General features: G+C 34.2%; 15 protein-coding genes. 9 read left to right on the forward strand and 6 right to left on the reverse strand.

The features are described from left to right. A partial coding sequence (locus tag ACILQF_RS04070) for an SDR family oxidoreductase (protein ID WP_395626132.1) occupies positions 1-1,381 on the forward strand: 1,381 nt, incomplete at its 5' end. Here ACILQF_RS04070 and ACILQF_RS04075 read toward each other — a convergent pair. The 4 genes from ACILQF_RS04075 to ACILQF_RS04090 form a co-directional block, all read right to left on the reverse strand. Then, complete coding sequence (locus ACILQF_RS04075) at positions 1,378-1,644, reverse strand: zf-TFIIB domain-containing protein (RefSeq protein ID WP_395626133.1); 267 nt, start codon at positions 1,642-1,644, stop codon at positions 1,378-1,380. The genes ACILQF_RS04070 and ACILQF_RS04075 overlap by 4 nt on opposite strands. A 153-nt stretch (positions 1,645-1,797) precedes the next feature. Beyond that, positions 1,798-3,936 (reverse strand): molybdopterin cofactor-binding domain-containing protein, encoded by a 2,139-nt coding sequence (locus ACILQF_RS04080; protein WP_395626134.1) that lies wholly within the window; start codon positions 3,934-3,936, stop codon positions 1,798-1,800. A gap of 5 nt (positions 3,937-3,941) precedes the next feature. Beyond that, positions 3,942-4,394: a (2Fe-2S)-binding protein gene (locus tag ACILQF_RS04085; RefSeq protein WP_395626146.1), complete on the reverse strand. Its 453-nt coding sequence runs from the start codon at positions 4,392-4,394 to the stop codon at positions 3,942-3,944. A 137-nt stretch (positions 4,395-4,531) separates the two neighbouring features. Next, entirely contained in the window at positions 4,532-5,653 is a 1,122-nt protein-coding gene (locus ACILQF_RS04090; protein ID WP_395626135.1) for an exo-alpha-sialidase, read from the reverse strand. A 214-nt stretch (positions 5,654-5,867) separates the two neighbouring features. Between ACILQF_RS04090 and ACILQF_RS04095 the strand changes: the two genes are divergently transcribed. From ACILQF_RS04095 to ACILQF_RS04110, 4 genes are all read left to right on the forward strand, one after another. Continuing rightward, a complete protein-coding gene (locus ACILQF_RS04095; RefSeq protein WP_395626136.1) occupies positions 5,868-7,151 on the forward strand; it encodes an amidohydrolase/deacetylase family metallohydrolase in 1,284 nt (427 codons plus the stop codon). Between the two features lie 86 nt (positions 7,152-7,237). Next, positions 7,238-7,573 carry a DUF6150 family protein gene (locus ACILQF_RS04100; RefSeq protein WP_395626137.1) on the forward strand — a complete coding sequence of 112 codons (336 nt, stop codon included), beginning with the start codon at positions 7,238-7,240 and terminating at the stop codon, positions 7,571-7,573. Positions 7,574-7,690: 117 nt separating this feature from the next. Then, positions 7,691-8,035, forward strand: a complete 345-nt coding sequence (locus tag ACILQF_RS04105) for a zinc ribbon domain-containing protein YjdM (protein WP_395626138.1) — start codon at positions 7,691-7,693, stop codon at positions 8,033-8,035. A 227-nt stretch (positions 8,036-8,262) separates the two neighbouring features. Then, positions 8,263-9,921: a hypothetical protein gene (locus ACILQF_RS04110; protein WP_395626139.1), complete on the forward strand. Its 1,659-nt coding sequence runs from the start codon at positions 8,263-8,265 to the stop codon at positions 9,919-9,921. A gap of 84 nt (positions 9,922-10,005) precedes the next feature. Here ACILQF_RS04110 and ACILQF_RS04115 read toward each other — a convergent pair whose 3' ends face one another. Then, the gene (locus ACILQF_RS04115; RefSeq protein WP_395626140.1) at positions 10,006-10,365 is read right to left on the reverse strand and encodes a helix-turn-helix domain-containing protein; all 360 of its coding nucleotides are present in this window, start codon (positions 10,363-10,365) and stop codon (positions 10,006-10,008) included. Between the two features lie 149 nt (positions 10,366-10,514). On the opposite strand from ACILQF_RS04115, the gene ACILQF_RS04120 reads away from it, so the two are divergent. The 3 genes from ACILQF_RS04120 to ACILQF_RS04130 all read left to right on the forward strand — a co-directional run bounded on the left by ACILQF_RS04120 (position 10,515) and on the right by ACILQF_RS04130 (position 14,373). Next, positions 10,515-10,901, forward strand: a complete 387-nt coding sequence (locus ACILQF_RS04120; protein WP_395626141.1) for a hypothetical protein — start codon at positions 10,515-10,517, stop codon at positions 10,899-10,901. A 90-nt stretch (positions 10,902-10,991) separates the two neighbouring features. Beyond that, positions 10,992-11,762: a GLPGLI family protein gene (locus ACILQF_RS04125; RefSeq protein WP_395626142.1), complete on the forward strand. Its 771-nt coding sequence runs from the start codon at positions 10,992-10,994 to the stop codon at positions 11,760-11,762. Beyond that, positions 11,737-14,373 carry a hypothetical protein gene (locus tag ACILQF_RS04130; RefSeq protein WP_395626143.1) on the forward strand — a complete coding sequence of 879 codons (2,637 nt, stop codon included), beginning with the start codon at positions 11,737-11,739 and terminating at the stop codon, positions 14,371-14,373. Before ACILQF_RS04125 ends, ACILQF_RS04130 begins: the two co-directional genes overlap by 26 nt. A 565-nt stretch (positions 14,374-14,938) precedes the next feature. On the opposite strand, the gene ACILQF_RS04135 is transcribed toward ACILQF_RS04130, so the two are convergent. Further along, entirely contained in the window at positions 14,939-15,217 is a 279-nt protein-coding gene (locus ACILQF_RS04135) for an integrase core domain-containing protein (RefSeq protein ID WP_395626144.1), read from the reverse strand. Positions 15,218-15,341: 124 nt separating this feature from the next. Here ACILQF_RS04135 and ACILQF_RS04140 point away from each other — a divergent pair. Further along, positions 15,342-15,578: Crp/Fnr family transcriptional regulator (locus ACILQF_RS04140; RefSeq protein ID WP_395626145.1), on the forward strand; the 237-nt coding region annotated here is incomplete at its 3' end.

Below are 15,578 nucleotides of genomic sequence, written 5' to 3' on the forward strand. Positions count from 1 at the left end.
TGGTCATGAAGTAATCTGCTGCATTCGTGATAAATATCGTTTTGATAGCGAAAAATATTCGGGATTTAATCTAAAAGTTATTGAAGTCGATTTTTTAAAGCCTGAAACCCTACAAGAAATACCTGAGGATATTGATGCTGCCTATTATTTAATGCACTCTATGTCGGCAACAAAAGGTGATTTTAGCAATATGGAGCAGCGCGTAGCCGAAAATTTTATAGCGCGCATTCAACAAACAAAAGCAAAACAAGTTATATATTTAAGTGGCATCGTCAATGATAAAGATTTATCCAAGCATTTAATTTCAAGACAAAATGTGGAAACCATTCTTTCTAATGCCGAATTTCCACTAACAACACTCAGGGCCGGCATTATTGTGGGATCTGGAAGTGCTAGCTTTGAAATAATTCGCGACCTTATCGAAAAACTGCCCATTCTAATTACCCCAAAATGGCTGAAAACTCAATGCCAACCCATTGCCATTCGAAATGTAGTCGACTTTCTTTACGGAGTTTTATGGCAGGACTTTACATTTAATAAAAGTTACGATATTTCTGGTCCTGAAATACTCTCCTACAAAAATATGCTACTAAGATTTGCAAAAATTAGAGGTCTCAAACGAAAAATTATCATCGTACCAGTAATGACACCTAAACTATCTTCCTACTGGTTATATTTTGTCACATCCGTCTCCTTTGCATTGGCAAAAAATCTGGTCGATAGCATGAAAGTTGAAATTATTGGCATCCCCAACAAGCTTCATGAAAAATTAAATATTAAATTAATTGATTATGATGAATCTATAAAACTTGCCTTCGGGAAAATTGAACAAAATCAAGTCCTATCAAGCTGGCGCGATGCACTTGATAGCACGGCCTACCAATCGGGGTTTTCAAAGCTTATTAAGGTGCCTAAAAACGGATGTTTTACCGATAAGAGAACGCTGAAAATTACTGATTCGGAGAGGGTTCTTAATAATATCTGGGCTATTGGCGGACAAACAGGTTGGTACTATGCCAATTGGCTATGGAAAATACGTGGCTTTCTGGATAAAATTGTGGGAGGCGTAGGTTTAAAAAGAGGACGGACTAATCCGAATGAAATTAGGCCGGGCAAGGTAATCGACTTCTGGAGAGTAATTTATGCCAATAAAGAAGAAAAAAGGCTCCTGCTTTACGCAGAAATGATTCTCCCGGGTGAGGCATGGCTTGAATTTAAGCTAGATGAAAAGCAAATCCTGCATCAAACGGCAACATTCAGACCATTAGGTTTATTAGGTCGCTTGTACTGGTATTCTGTTCTTCCCTTTCATGCCTTCATTTTTAAGGGGATGATTAGAAATATTGCAAATACAAAGAGAACAAGCGACCCTAAATCTTAGAAGTCAAAAATATCATCAAGGAATGATTTCTTTTTCTTGTGTGGATGTCCTTTATGATAGTCGCCATGCTGCTCCTTATAATCGTATTTTTTATAATCCGACTCATAATTAGTTCTATCTGATAAATGCTCAGCAGAACGTTCAAGAATTTTTTCAAGCTCGCCACGGTCGAGCCAAATGCCACGACAATCAGGGCAATAATCTATTTCTACTCCTTTTTTATCGGCAATTAATAAGGTAGTCTGACAAGTTGGACATTTCATAATTCATTTTTTTAATGTTTAACAAAATAGCAAAGATTTAAGCTTTAAAAAGCATTACAATATAAATTGACATTTTAATGTGAATACAAAAAAAAATCAAGCAAAAAAGCCGATAGAAACAATCTATCGGCTTTAAAAATCGATTTTATAAGACTATGAAATTGTTTTAAAGAGATCTTCCTCAATAAATGGTTGATTTCTTAAACGCTTGCCTGTAGCTTTAAAAATAGCATTCGCCACTGCGCCACCTGTTGGCGGAAGTGCGGGCTCACCCAATCCAGTTGGATCAATTCCATTATCAACAAAGAAGGTCTCAATTTCCGGAACTTCTTTCATGCGAATTAAACGGTAGCTGTTATAGTTGTTCTGATCTGCGGCTCCATCTCTAAAACTTAATTTGCTATACATTGCATGACCCAAACCATCTACAATACCACCCATCACTTGATGTGTAGCACCATTAAGACTCACTACTTGTCCGCAATCAGAAACCGCATAAATCTTCTTAACCTGTGGTAAACCGCCTTTCATCACTACATCCGCAACTTGTGCTACGTATGAAGCATGTGAGAAATACACAGAAAATCCTTGAGAAACATCTTTTTTCTTACCCCAACCCGATTTTTCGGCAGCCATTTTTATAACCGCTTCCATCCTATTGATATCGTAACGAACAGGTCCTGCTGGCGATATCTTCGCTTTAGCGAGTAAATCAAGTCGGAATTGTATTGGATCTTTTCCTGCTGCCACAGCCACCTCATCTAAAAATGCCTGTTCTGCAAAAGCAAGGAAATTGGTTATCGGCGCACGCCAAGCTCCAGTGGTAATTGGCGATTTATGCTCCACAGAATCAATTAACAAATTATCTACTGCGCCAGAAGGAAAATTATTTTCACGTGTTGGATTACCTGAATTTATTCCCACACCTCTTAATTTATATCCTGTCAGATTTCCTGAGGTATCCAAAGCCGCCTCAAAACGATAACGTACCGCCGGACGATAAGTACCAGCAGTCATATCATCCTCCTTAGTCCAAATTAATTTAACAGGCGCTTTGATAATACTCGATAATTCAGCTGCTTCGAGCGCAAAATCATTATATAACCTCCTACCAAAACCACCACCTAAACGGGTAAGTTGAACCGTGATTTTATCTTCAGCAATATTTAAAAGTTGTGCAACTTGTGTACGTGCTCTTCCTGGAGTTTGGGTTGGCCCAACAAGCTCAACACCATCAGAACGGACATGAGCAAAGAAGTTCATGGGTTCCATCGGACTATGAGAGATAAACGGACATTGATATTCGCCTTTGATCACTTTAGAAGCATTTTTAAAGGCTGCATCTACATCTCCCTCTTTTCGTCTAACGGTAGTTTGCCCATTATCCATGAGCTTCAAGAATAATTGATCATGGTCCTCTGTACTCTCTAAATCAAACTCCTTCTCATACTCAATTTTAAGCATTTTTCGTGCTTTAAGTACCTGCCAAGTCGATTTTCCAATAACAGCCACATTGTTTTTGAAAGCAACAACATCAATAATCCCAGGCATTGTTTTCGCAAATGAACCATCAAAAGATTTAAGCTTCATTCCAAATTGCGCTGGTCGCTGAATCATGGCATAAACCATTCCCTCACGGTAAAAATCTAGTCCGAATAAAGGTTGCCCCGTTATAATTTTATGATTTTCAACATTTTTTAGCGATGTGCCAATCAGTTTAAAATCCTTACGATCTTTTAACTTCACTGTACTTGGCACAGGAACCTTTGATGCAGCCTCAGCAAGATCACCAAAAGCTATTTTTTTTCCGCTTCCGCGATGAATGACAAAGCTTTCTGAGGCAAAACATTCGGAAGCAGGGACACCCCATTTCTGTGCTGCTGCTTCAATTAGCATGAATTTTGCCGTTGCACCTGCATTTCTCAATAATTTCCATGAATGTGGCACAGCACCACTGCCACCAGTTAACTGGCGGTCGAATTTATTATCAAGATTAGCTTGAACCACTTTTACTCTTTTCCAATCGGCTTCAAGCTCTTCAGCAACAACCATTGGGAATGAAGTGATAATATTCTGACCTAATTCAGGATTTGGTGATAGAATTGTGATGGTACCGTCAGTAGCAATAGATAAATAACTATTGAAGTTTATATCACCAGCTGCAACGCTCGTAAATACCGTTGAAGCAGTTGCATCGTTACTAAACCAATTAAATCCTAAAACTAAACCACCTCCAGTAATAGCGCTAATTTTCAAAAAGTTACGCCTGCTGTTGTTTGTTGTACTTTTCATAGGAATTAAAGTTTAGTACTTGCCAATTTAACTGCCTCACGAATACGATGGTAGGCACCACAGCGACAAATATTGCCATTCATGGTGGCTTCAATTTCATCCATACTCGGATTTGGATTTTGCTTCAACATCGCTGCAGCAGTCATAATTTGCCCTGCCTGGCAATAACCACATTGTGCCACATCAATCTCGTCCCAAGCCTGTTGAAGTGGATGGTCACCTTTTTCTGATAAACCCTCAATGGTGATTACTTGTGAATTTCCAACTGCCGAAACAGGGTACACACAAGAACGTATTGCCGAACCATTCAAATGAACTGTACACGCACCACATTGTGCTATTCCACATCCGTATTTTGTACCAACCAAGCCTAAATGATCGCGCAAAACCCATAATAAAGGGGTATCTGCCTCAACATCAGCCTGGAGTATTTTTCCATTAACCTGAAGTTTATAAATGGCCATATTTTTTTATTTTGAATTTAAAATATTTTGAAATCTACAATAAAGCTCTTTTTAAAGCGAAATATTGATGATTTTATTAAAAATACATCAAATAAATCAAAACCAATAACTTTAACAATCTTGATACAATATTATTGCTTCATGAGCCATTTAATAGAAAAACGAGCAAACACATTTTCCTTATATTCTTCCTTCTCAAAGAAGACGCCAATTTCACCATTCTCTAAAACTTCAATATCAGAATAGGCCGCAGATCCTGTATAAATCACTTTTCCCTTCGACCAGGTTTTGCCTTCATCCTTACTAAATTTAACCGTTAAATTAACACGGCCCTTTTTTGAATCTGGATTTGAAAACAACAATAAATTACCATATTTCTTTGATTTATAACGAACAATGGCTCCATTACAACTCGGATCTACCAATGTAGGTTCATTCTTGCTGGTCCACGTTTTACCCTCATCTGATGATGTATGAACAACTCGCATGCCATTTTTGTTTACTCTGGAGTTTACCATCCAACGACCGTCACTGAGCTCAATAACCTTTGATTCATCCGCTGGTGTTACTGGGGTTTCTTTAAAAAACCAGGTTTTACCATGATCATCAGAGCCAAAAATGAAAACTCCATATTTTAAATTAACTAATGTATGCAGCAATTTACCCGAAGCCGTTTGTGTACCCTTTCCGGAAGTAACAAACTTGAAATCTTTTTTCCATTCGGGTTTACTAATTTGGGTGGTAATATCTTCAGGCTCGGACCAGGTTTCTCCATTATCATTACTTTTAACAACATGGATATAATAGATGTCTTTCTCCTTATTCAAATCCATGTAATTATAAAACAAGAAAACTGTTCCTGTTTGGGTATCTGATATCATGGAAGGATCAGATGCTGATATCCCGAACGGAAAGTCTATCACTGTCTGTATTGCCGACCAGGTCTTCCCATTATCCTTGCTTTTCCGTATAACAATATTGATATTTTTATGGGTTCTTAGATCATCGCAGGACAGATTTCGTTCATCTATTGCAGCAATTAGATCTCCATTTGGCGCTTTTAATAAAGAAGGAATGCGATAACATGAGGGTGAAGTATTCATGGCAGCCTTCATAGAAGCATTCATAGAAGTATTGAACAAATCCTGAGAGGAAATTATACCTTCTGCAAGTCCTTTAACTTGACTTTTAACAGATGTAATGCAGCCGGCTAAAATAAAAGCGGCTAAAATTGTTTTTTTCAAAGTAGTCATATGTCTTTATTTTTTTTTGAATTTATGATTTATGTATTAAAAAATCAAGAATATGTCATACATAATAATTTTATTTATGTAATAAAATGTTATAAATTGGATAAACCTAATTTAGGGGTCTATAATCCATTAATATTAAAACCTCCAAAAAAGCTTTATTGATATTCAAAATTTATATTATATTTTTAAAAATCAAAAATTATACCGCAACAAAATGACACAAAAAAATCTTCTCAAAGCTGTTTTAAGCATCAGCATATTTCTTAGCACATTTAACCTAAGTGCTCAAGAAATAGACCTTTTACTTAAAGGTGGTCATGTAATTGATGCCAAAAATAAAATTAATTCAAAAATGGATGTTGCGGTTAAAGACGGTAAAATATATCGTGTAGCGGCAGATATTCCCACAGCTAGCGCTAAAAAAACGGTGGATGTTAGCGGATTATATGTTAGCCCGGGCTTAATTGACATCCATGGCCATGTTTTCCATGGCACAGAGCCTGATAATTACCTCAGCAATGGATTAGATGCACTTCCACCTGATGGTTTTACATTTAGGTCTGGGGTTACTACGATTGTAGATGCTGGCGGACCAGGATGGAGGAATATTGATGTGTTTCGTAAAAATATTGTAGAGCCAGCCAAAACAAGGGTGCTTGCCTTTATGAACATCGTCGGACAAGGTATGCGTGGCATTGAGGCTTATGAGCAAGATGAAGCCGATATGGATGCCAAATTGACTGCTGCTATCGCTAAAAAGAATAAAGATATTGTTGTTGGTATAAAATTAGCTCATTATATCGGTCACGATTGGGATCCAACAGACAAAGCTGTTGAAGCTGGACGAATAGCCAGCATTCCGGTAATGGTTGATTTCGGCAAATCCCTTCCCCCACTACCTCTTGAAGATCTTTTATTAAAACATCTTCGTCCGGGTGATATTTTAACACATGCTTACCGCTATGATCAAGAATACGATAAAAATGGAAATATGCTTGAACATAAACAGGCCATAGTGGATGTAAAAACTCAAAAAGTAAAAGATTTTGTTTGGGAGGCTCGCAAAAAGGGGTTAATTTTCGATGTAGGACATGGTGGTGGAAGCTTCAATTGGAGTCAGGCAATACCTGCGATGAAGCAAGGATTTGTACCAGATGTTTTGAGCTCCGACCTACATACAGGCAGCATGAATGCCGGTTTTAAAGATATGGCCAATTTAGCATCCAAATTCCTTGCTTTAGGTATGCCCTTGGCGGATGTTATTGCTGCATCTACGTGGAATCCGGCAAAGGTTATACAGCAGACTGACCTAGGCAATTTGAGTGTTGGGACTGAGGCAGACATTGCTGTTTTCAATTTAAGAAATGGCGACTTTGGTTATACTGACGCAAGCGGAATGGCCATCAGAGGAAAGCAAAAATTGGAAGCTGAGCTTACCATCCGCAAAGGACGAATAGTTTGGGATTTAAATGCGTTAAGTGCACCTCTAGTAAAATAATGAGATAAAAATAGATACATCCAAATCCTTAATTCGTTTAATTTTCTGTAAAAAGAGGATTTAAAAAAGGTTTTTTACTATATAAAATGAAAAAAATAACTCTTTTAGCCTTTCTCCTATTTCATATCGGACTCACAAAGGCACAAAAAGTATATTCCGTGGATTATGAAAACCAAGCCGATGTGAAAGTATTTGTGGTTAAATATGAAAACCAGGCCGATTTAAAGGTTTTTAAAGTAAAATACGATAATCAGGCCCAAGGCAATGAAGGAAAATGGTTCTTTACAACCTATGCGAACCAAGCTAAAAAGAAAATTTTCTTTGTTAAATATGAAAACCAGGCCGATTTAAAAATCTTCTTTGTCGAATATGAAAATCAATCAGGTTGGAGAACATCTTCAAAAAAGCATCTATTGTATTAAATTACTATCGGCGGTTTTAGAGAAAATATTTGTTTTTTGGCCAAAAAAACCAATCTCAATATAAGATGAAGGTTTAAGCGCTCCTTTTTTATCTTTGTAAATAAAAAACAATATAAAATGAGTGAAATACAAGCCTGCCCGAAATGCAAATCAGAGTTTACCTATCAGGATCAAGACCTGATGATTTGCTCTCAATGCTTTCATGAATGGGACCCAAAGGAAGAAACAACTGTTGTGAGTGATACGTCAATCAAGGTTCTTGATTCAAATGGGAATGAGTTAATTGATGGTGATTCAGTGATTATAATTAAAGACCTTCCTGTTAAAGGGGCACCAAAACCGATCAAAGCAGGCACAAAAGTAAAAAATATTCATTTAAGCGAAGGTGATCATAATATTTCATGCAAGATTGATGGTTTTGGCTCCATGGCTTTAAAATCAGAATTTGTAAGGAAAGCATAAGTCCTTTGTTATGGTATAGCATTAAAAATACCGAAATTCTACATATCCTATATTATCTGTAACAATAGCACAGATGATATAGGATTTTTTATTGTTATGGAATACGTATTTGAATGAATTTACTAAATTTAGATTCAATCAAATAGATAATTTATTAAATTAGATTATTGTAAATCATTAAGATAAAAACAAGAATTCAATAATATTTTACTTTAACACAAAATTCCATGAAACGTAGAGACGTTATTAAAGGACTAACACTAGTACCAATTGCTGGAGGGCTCGTTGGTAGTGCTCAATCGGCATTGGCTAATCCCACAACTTCAAGTTTATTGGGTGCTGCCCCCACTTCAGCAGCAACAGCATTCCGAGGTCCTGAAGTTTATCGTGCACTTGGTGTGGAGCCCGTAATTAATTGCCGTGGTACATTCACCATCATCGGAGCATCTACTCTAGTTCCGGAAGCTAAAGAAGCAATGTATAATGCTCAATCAAACTATGTTCAACTTGACGAGTTAGCCATGGGTGTTGGAAAGCGACTAGCTGAACTATCAGGTGCAGAATGGGGCGTTGTATCATGTGGATGCGCGGGCGGTATCAAAATCAGTACCATGGCTGCAGTAACCGGCGGAAACCCAGAGAAACTAGTACGTATTCCAGATCTTAGCGGATTTGAAAAAACAGAAGTTATCATTCCTGGTCATTCACGTAATACCTATGACCATGCTGTACGTAATGTAGGGGTAACAATTATTACTGTAAATACACAGGAAGAATTTGAAGCAGCCATGAATTCACGTACTGCCATGGTTTATATGATGCCAACTAAACCTGGAGATACTGGTCCCCTTTCAGTTTACGCAATATCAAAAGCTGCTAAAGCAAAAGGTATTCCTGTATTTGTAGATGCTGCCGCAGAAGCACTTACTTTAAACCCGAACGTTCATTTAGCGGACGGTGCAACAATAGTTGCTTATAGCGGTGGAAAAGCAATTCGCGGTCCGCAGAGTGCCGGCCTACTACTCGGAGAAAAGAAATTCTTAATGGCTACATGGCAAGCAAGTGCACCTCACCATGGCGCAGGTCGTGATAATAAAGTAGGTAAGGAAGAGCAAATTGGAATGGTAGCTGCTGTTGAGGCTTGGTTAAAGCGCAATCATGCTCAAGAGGAAATAACGTGGACAGGCTATTTAGAGACTATTGAAAAGCGTGTTTCTACTATACAAGGCATTAGCACCAATATTCGTCAGCCAATAGGTTTAGATAACCGTACGCCTAATCTCACCATATCTTGGGATCCTGCAAAATTCAATGCTTCCGGGCAGGATATTGCCACTTACCTTTCAACAACGAGTCCGAGGATTGCCCTTAGCGCAGGTGGCGGCGGTAAAGGAGCTGCGGCAAACACTACTTCCATTAGCGTTGCAGCATGGATGATGCAGCCTGGTGATGACAAGATCGTTGCAGAACGTATTTTTGCTGCTTTATCAATGAAACGCCCGCCTATCCCTGAAATGAAGGCTCCTGCAGCAACTATTACTGGACGATGGGATGTTACTGTAGAATACTTTACAGAAACAAGCAAGCATACCTTCTTTATTGAGCAGCAAGATTCCAATTGGTTAAAAGGTTCTCATAAAAGTACATTTACAACCAATGAACTGGAAGGCACAATTGAAGGTAGTGAGGTGAAGTTTAAAAGTGCATCTAGGATGTTGGCTGACAATGTGCCATTTACCTTCTCAGGTACAATTGCTGGTGATACCATGTCGGGTATGATTCACCACGGTGAATACCTTACCTCTAAGTTTACTGCTAAAAAATATATTCAGCCGAGCACACGTCAAAAAATTGTTGTACCTGTTGGTCCGCCGCTTTCAAGCTAATTTATTTTTTAAATATCATTCAAAAGCCCCATTTTAAATTAAAATGGGGCTTTTGTTAGCGTATATTATTTTAAGAATAATAAATTACAGATTGTTTTTTTGCAAAAGCGACTTTAAAAAACTAATCTCCCCTTTCTGAGCTAAAATCAGTTTTTCATAAATTTCTTTATTCTCCACATGTAAATTTTGCACATATCCATTGCCGTAAGCACCTTCATTATTGGTTTGGTTTAGAATAATCAACGTACTTTCACCAAAAAATTCGTTTATATCAGTCTTTAATATTTCAGCAATTTTTAACAATCTATAAATACTAAGTTTCGTCTCTTCACTTTCCAAACGAGCATAAGAAGCCTGACTAATTTCAAGCTCTTGAGCCATATAGTCTTGAGAATAACCTTTCATTTCTCGTATTTTCCTAACATTAAAACCAATTGTATTCATATTATGTATAATTATAATCACTTAATGTATATGAATATACATTTTTAGTATTTCCCTAATGTAATAATATTCAATATTTGTTAAAGTATTCTTCGAAGAAATATTAAAAACTATTAATTAATTAAATTCAAAAAATAAAAATTATTAAAATGAAAAGAAAATTAATGATGCTAATGTTTGTGGTTTTCACATCTATTGCTACTTTATCTGCAAAAAATTTAACTGTTAAGGATGTTGTTAAAAACAAAAGTGTAGACGCGATTGAATTAAAAATCGACTTAGGTAATGTTACCAATATGTCCGTAAAAGAAATTAATTCAAAAATAAATGCGTTTATTTCGAAAAACACACCAAATAATTCTGAACTGCAATGTTCAGTAACAGTTAAAGCTACTGTTAATGTTGGGGTTGCTGAAGTTGAAATATCAGTAACGGTATCGGGAAATTGCTCAGAAATTAAAAAAAGTGGAAAAGTAATCGCAGGTCAAATTGTTGAAGAAATTTCTGACTACTTAAAAAAAGAGTTATTTGATTAAAGAAAATCAAAAACAGATTAAATGATTTAATTGCTATATTTAAGCAATTAAATCATTTAATTCGAAATAAAATATACTAATTGATAAATTATGAGGTTTGTAATACTAATCGTTTCGATAATTTTCATTTGTTCCACTATTACATTTGGTCAAACATATAAAGCTGAGTATGTTCACGTAATAAATTTTGGTTCAAAAGCTGACACAAATTTAGCAACACTATTATTTAACAAAAAAGAATCACTTTACAGTTATGGTCAAAATGATGATATAAGTAAATCCCAAATAATGCCATCAAGCGATAATAAGATGATGGAAGATCGATATGATGTAAAATTAAAATTAGGCGATTCAAAAGGCTTTTTTTACCATGCTAATTTAGATTCAAAAATATTCACAAATAGAGAGAGACTCCCATCAAAACCTGTAATTGTGATAGATACAATGATGATCATTAATTGGAAAATTGATTCAATTGCAGAAAAGAAAATAGAGAACTTTAACTGCAAAAAAGCAATTGGAGAGTTTAGGGGACGAGCATATGAGGTTTGGTTTACTGAAGATATACCAGTAAGCTTCGGCCCTTGGAAATTATGGGGCTTGCCTGGTTTAATAGTAGAAGCTAAAGATTTAAATAGCGATGTAATAAATATTAAATTAAGATCACTTAAAAGCTACAACGAGAGTATAATCAAGCCAATAAACGAGCAAATTATGACCCAAGAAGAATTTGTTAAGAGCATGAAAAAAGCAATGAAGAACCTATCAAATTATTTATCAACATCATCATCTAGGGAAGGCACGAGCATAAATTCCAAAATAAAAATTAAGGCACTTGAAATATCATTATATAATAACTAATTCATTTTTTGTTTCGATATATCTTTTAATTTCTATTGAAATAACACATGCTCAAAATGTTATTCGCATAAACGGGCGTGTATTAGATGAAGAAAAAAAAGCAATAGAACATGCTAATGTTGTAATAAAAGCAAAAAATGGAGAAATTCTAAATTTTAAAAATTCAGATATTGATGGTAATTACTTTATTGATATCAATTCAAAATCACGTGAACTAATTATAGAAGTTACTTGCTTAGGTTATCAAAAAAACATCCATGAATTTTTAATACCGGAGAGTGTAAATACTTTTAAGCTAGACTTTCTCATGAAAACATCACTGCTAAGCTTACCTGAAGTAAATATTATAAGTAAAGCTCCACCAATTACCGTTAAAAATGACACAACTGTTTTTAAGGTAAAAAGCTTTACAACTGGTAATGAAGATGTGGTTGAGGATGTATTAAAAAAATTACCAGGAGTTGAAGTTGATGATAACGGAAAAATTAAATTTAAAGGTAAACCAATAAGTAAAGTTTTAGTAGAAGGCAATGATTTATTATCTAAAAATTATCAAGTTGGAACAAAAAATTTAAGCTCAACCATATTAAATGAAGTTGAAGCAATTGAAAATTATGTAGAGAACAAAAATCTTAAAGGATTTCAAAAATCAAATGAAACGGTATTAAATTTAAAGGTTCATGAAGACATTAAAAACAGGCCTAATTTATCACTTTCCTTAGGATATGGATATAAGAACCAATATGAATTTGATAAAGTCTTATTAGGCGTAAATAAAAAATTCAGCTATTATCTTTTAAATAAAGCAAATAATGTTGGAACAAATCCATCTCAATATGATAATTTTAGTTTTGAAGATAATTCAGAAACTAAATCTGATTTTATAAATTACCAGGATAAAATTATAACTTCGAATTACTCATTACCAATAATAAATTCAAAAAGAGGAAATATTAACCGAAGTGTATTTTCATCAGGAAATACAACCTATAAACCAAATGAAAAATTAAACATTACTGCTAATTATACCTTATTTAAAGATAAATTAAGTTTAAACACATCAAATAATACAGAATATAATCTTGATTTAGATTCAGTTTCTTTTGTAGAAAACAAAACTATTATTAAAAAACCATTATTAGGGCAAACATTAGTTAGTGTGTTATACGATTTGTCAAAAAAATCCAATTTGAGATATAATTCAAATTTTAGCATTGGAAAAATACAGCATTCTGATGATTTAAATGCTAACTATGGATCATTTATTAATAATTTGAAGGATAAAAACAAGAGCTATCATCAAGATTTTGAATATGTTAATCGCATATCTGACAACAGCGTACTAAAAGTAAACTCATCCCAATTCATTGGTAGTCAGCCGCAATATTTTACAATAAGCCCATCATTAGATTTAATTAATTTAGGTTTAAAATTAAATAGTCAAGATATTAAGCAATCAACGAGAGTATTCGATTTAAGATCTACTTATATTCAAAAATCAAAAAACTACTTTAAAACCTTTATAGTTCAATATAATAAAAACCAAGGTAATTTACAAACTCGTCAATTTACAAACAGATTAGACAATAATTTAACAAAAAACGAGCATAAATTTATCTTAGGTTACTTAAATGACTTTGAAGCAAAAAAAATGAAACTCAGCATTGGACTATTATATAAGATAAAGAGCATAGAAACTATTAACTTTGACACTATTTCATTAAGTAACAAACTCAATTATTTGGCTCCCAAAGTAAACTTCACTTACAATCCAAATAATAAAAATAAGTTTAACATTGAATATTCCTTTGATCAATTTTTGCCAGAAATAACGGATCTATATCAAGGGTTTGTTTTAACAGACGAGAAAACTTTAAATAAAGGGTTTTCCAACCTCAATAGCTTTAAGAGAACATCTTTAGGATCGTCTTACATTCATAATGATTTATTTAATCAATTCCTTTTTCTTCTTTATTTTAATTACACAAAAAACTCTGCAACTTTTGGTAATTACTTGAACGTTGACCCACGTTTTGTTTTTACACAAAGATCCACATTCCCGGGTACTGAAAACTACTCAGTAATAAGTGCTATTAGTAAATATATACCCTTTATAAGTTCAACGATAAAATACACTCAGAATTTATTCTGGAATGAATTTTACAATAGACTAAACGGTGTAATTGATAATAAAAATATGTCTTTTAGCAGCACACAGAGCTTTGATATTAGAAACAAATTCAACGATTTTTTGACTATGGAAACAGGTTTTAAATATGGATATTCTAAATTTAAAGAAGCAAAAAAACCTAATCAAAACATACAATCAAATTTCAATTTTTTTGTAAAAGCGAACAAAAATCTTGATTTTTCAGTTAATAATGATTTCTATTTCAATAATATAGGTACTAACTCATATAACAGATATCACTTCTTAGATTTTAATTTAAAATACAAAGTAAATCAACGAATGAATTTAGCTTTAATAGGAAGAAATTTAACTAATAATACGACTTTTAAAACAAACTATTTAACCCAAATTAACACAATTACTAATAGCTTTCAATTATTAGGTACATCAATTCTTCTCGACTTAAATTATAGATTTTAATATCATCTACAATTTCTAGTCCTTAACAAATATTCAATAGATCATTCTACATATTACCCATCATAACTTTATTCATTTTTTGAATAATTTATTCGTTTTTTGTTTTTGCAATTGCATAAATCTTCCTTTTAAAATTAACTATGAAGATAAAATTGAAAAAATCACATATATAACCTTTAAATGACTATTTAACAAAAAAAACATTTAAAAGCTATTTGAACGTCGATATTTAAATCCAAACCTTATGATTTGTAGCTTTTGTTAATGAAAACTATTTTATACCAACATCTTTTATAAACGGAAGGAGGCGCACCGATAAAAAAATAGTTGATTGTCTTGTCCTGATTTTACTTGTTGCTTTTGAGTGATAGTACTAGAATTAGTTTTCACACTTTTTCTGGTAGTCCTGTTTATAATTTACAAGGGTACAGATTTTATTTCTTAGAAATCTAAAGAACCCTTAGTGTTATTGTTAATGTGTTAGGATGTGGGAATCTCCTTCAGTTTTCCATATCGTAATGCGTTTTTCTTTTTTGCTACTTTTTTCTTTTTTGCCATCAAGGGATCAAATGTTGATAAGCATGTTATTTACCTCCTTTCCCTTTTTGACTCTTGGATAACCCTTCCATCGTTTCTTCAGTTCGCCTTCCATAGCATGGGCTTGGACCGGTGTGAAGTAGTCTAAGCTTGCATGAGCACGCTTTTCGTTATAGTGACGAATTGTTACAGCTATACTTTTCTTTGCCTCCTTATGGTTCTGATAGACCTTTTTCGGAAAAAACTCATTCTTGATGATCCGGTTTTCGATAGTGACTTTTCCCTTAATAATCGCTTTTGTTTTCATGTATGCTTGGCTTTAATGACAAGCTATAGCAGGACGAGACAGTAGATAGTTTATTATCCAAATCCAAAAATTATAAATAATACAAATCCAAAACAGCATATTTGAATCCAATACGTATTAAATAATGTTTGAGATCCTTTTTTCAAAAGTAGAAGAAAAAATTAAGCTAAGTAATGCAGAAAAAGAAATCTGCAAGAGTTTGTTTATTCCCAAAAAACTAAGGAAAAGGCAATATATTCTTCAGCAAGATGATGTATGCAAGAATCTTATTTTTGTTGAAAAAGGACTATTACGTTCCTATAGCCTTGATGAAAAAGGAAATGAACATATTCTTCAATTTGCACCTGAAGGGTGGTGGATT

Origin of the sequence: Daejeonella sp., from assembly GCF_044232565.1 — a bacterium.
Classification (GTDB): domain Bacteria; phylum Bacteroidota; class Bacteroidia; order Sphingobacteriales; family Sphingobacteriaceae; genus Daejeonella.

Bases quoted from the DNA above. Each gene is read 5' to 3' on its own strand.
- ACILQF_RS04120 (WP_395626141.1), top strand. From the start codon at position 10,515: ATGAAAAGAAAATTAATGATGCTAATGTTTGTGGTTTTCACATCTATT.
- ACILQF_RS04090 (WP_395626135.1), bottom strand. From the start codon at position 5,653: ATGACTACTTTGAAAAAAACAATTTTAGCCGCTTTTATTTTAGCCGGC.
- ACILQF_RS04100 (WP_395626137.1), top strand. From the start codon at position 7,238: ATGAAAAAAATAACTCTTTTAGCCTTTCTCCTATTTCATATCGGACTC.
- ACILQF_RS04105 (WP_395626138.1), top strand. From the start codon at position 7,691: ATGAGTGAAATACAAGCCTGCCCGAAATGCAAATCAGAGTTTACCTAT.
- ACILQF_RS04095 (WP_395626136.1), top strand. From the start codon at position 5,868: ATGACACAAAAAAATCTTCTCAAAGCTGTTTTAAGCATCAGCATATTT.
- ACILQF_RS04135 (WP_395626144.1), bottom strand. From the start codon at position 15,217: ATGAAAACAAAAGCGATTATTAAGGGAAAAGTCACTATCGAAAACCGG.
- ACILQF_RS04110 (WP_395626139.1), top strand. From the start codon at position 8,263: ATGAAACGTAGAGACGTTATTAAAGGACTAACACTAGTACCAATTGCT.
- ACILQF_RS04075 (WP_395626133.1), bottom strand. From the start codon at position 1,644: ATGAAATGTCCAACTTGTCAGACTACCTTATTAATTGCCGATAAAAAA.
- ACILQF_RS04115 (WP_395626140.1), bottom strand. From the start codon at position 10,365: ATGAATACAATTGGTTTTAATGTTAGGAAAATACGAGAAATGAAAGGT.
- ACILQF_RS04125 (WP_395626142.1), top strand. From the start codon at position 10,992: ATGAGGTTTGTAATACTAATCGTTTCGATAATTTTCATTTGTTCCACT.
- ACILQF_RS04080 (WP_395626134.1), bottom strand. From the start codon at position 3,936: ATGAAAAGTACAACAAACAACAGCAGGCGTAACTTTTTGAAAATTAGC.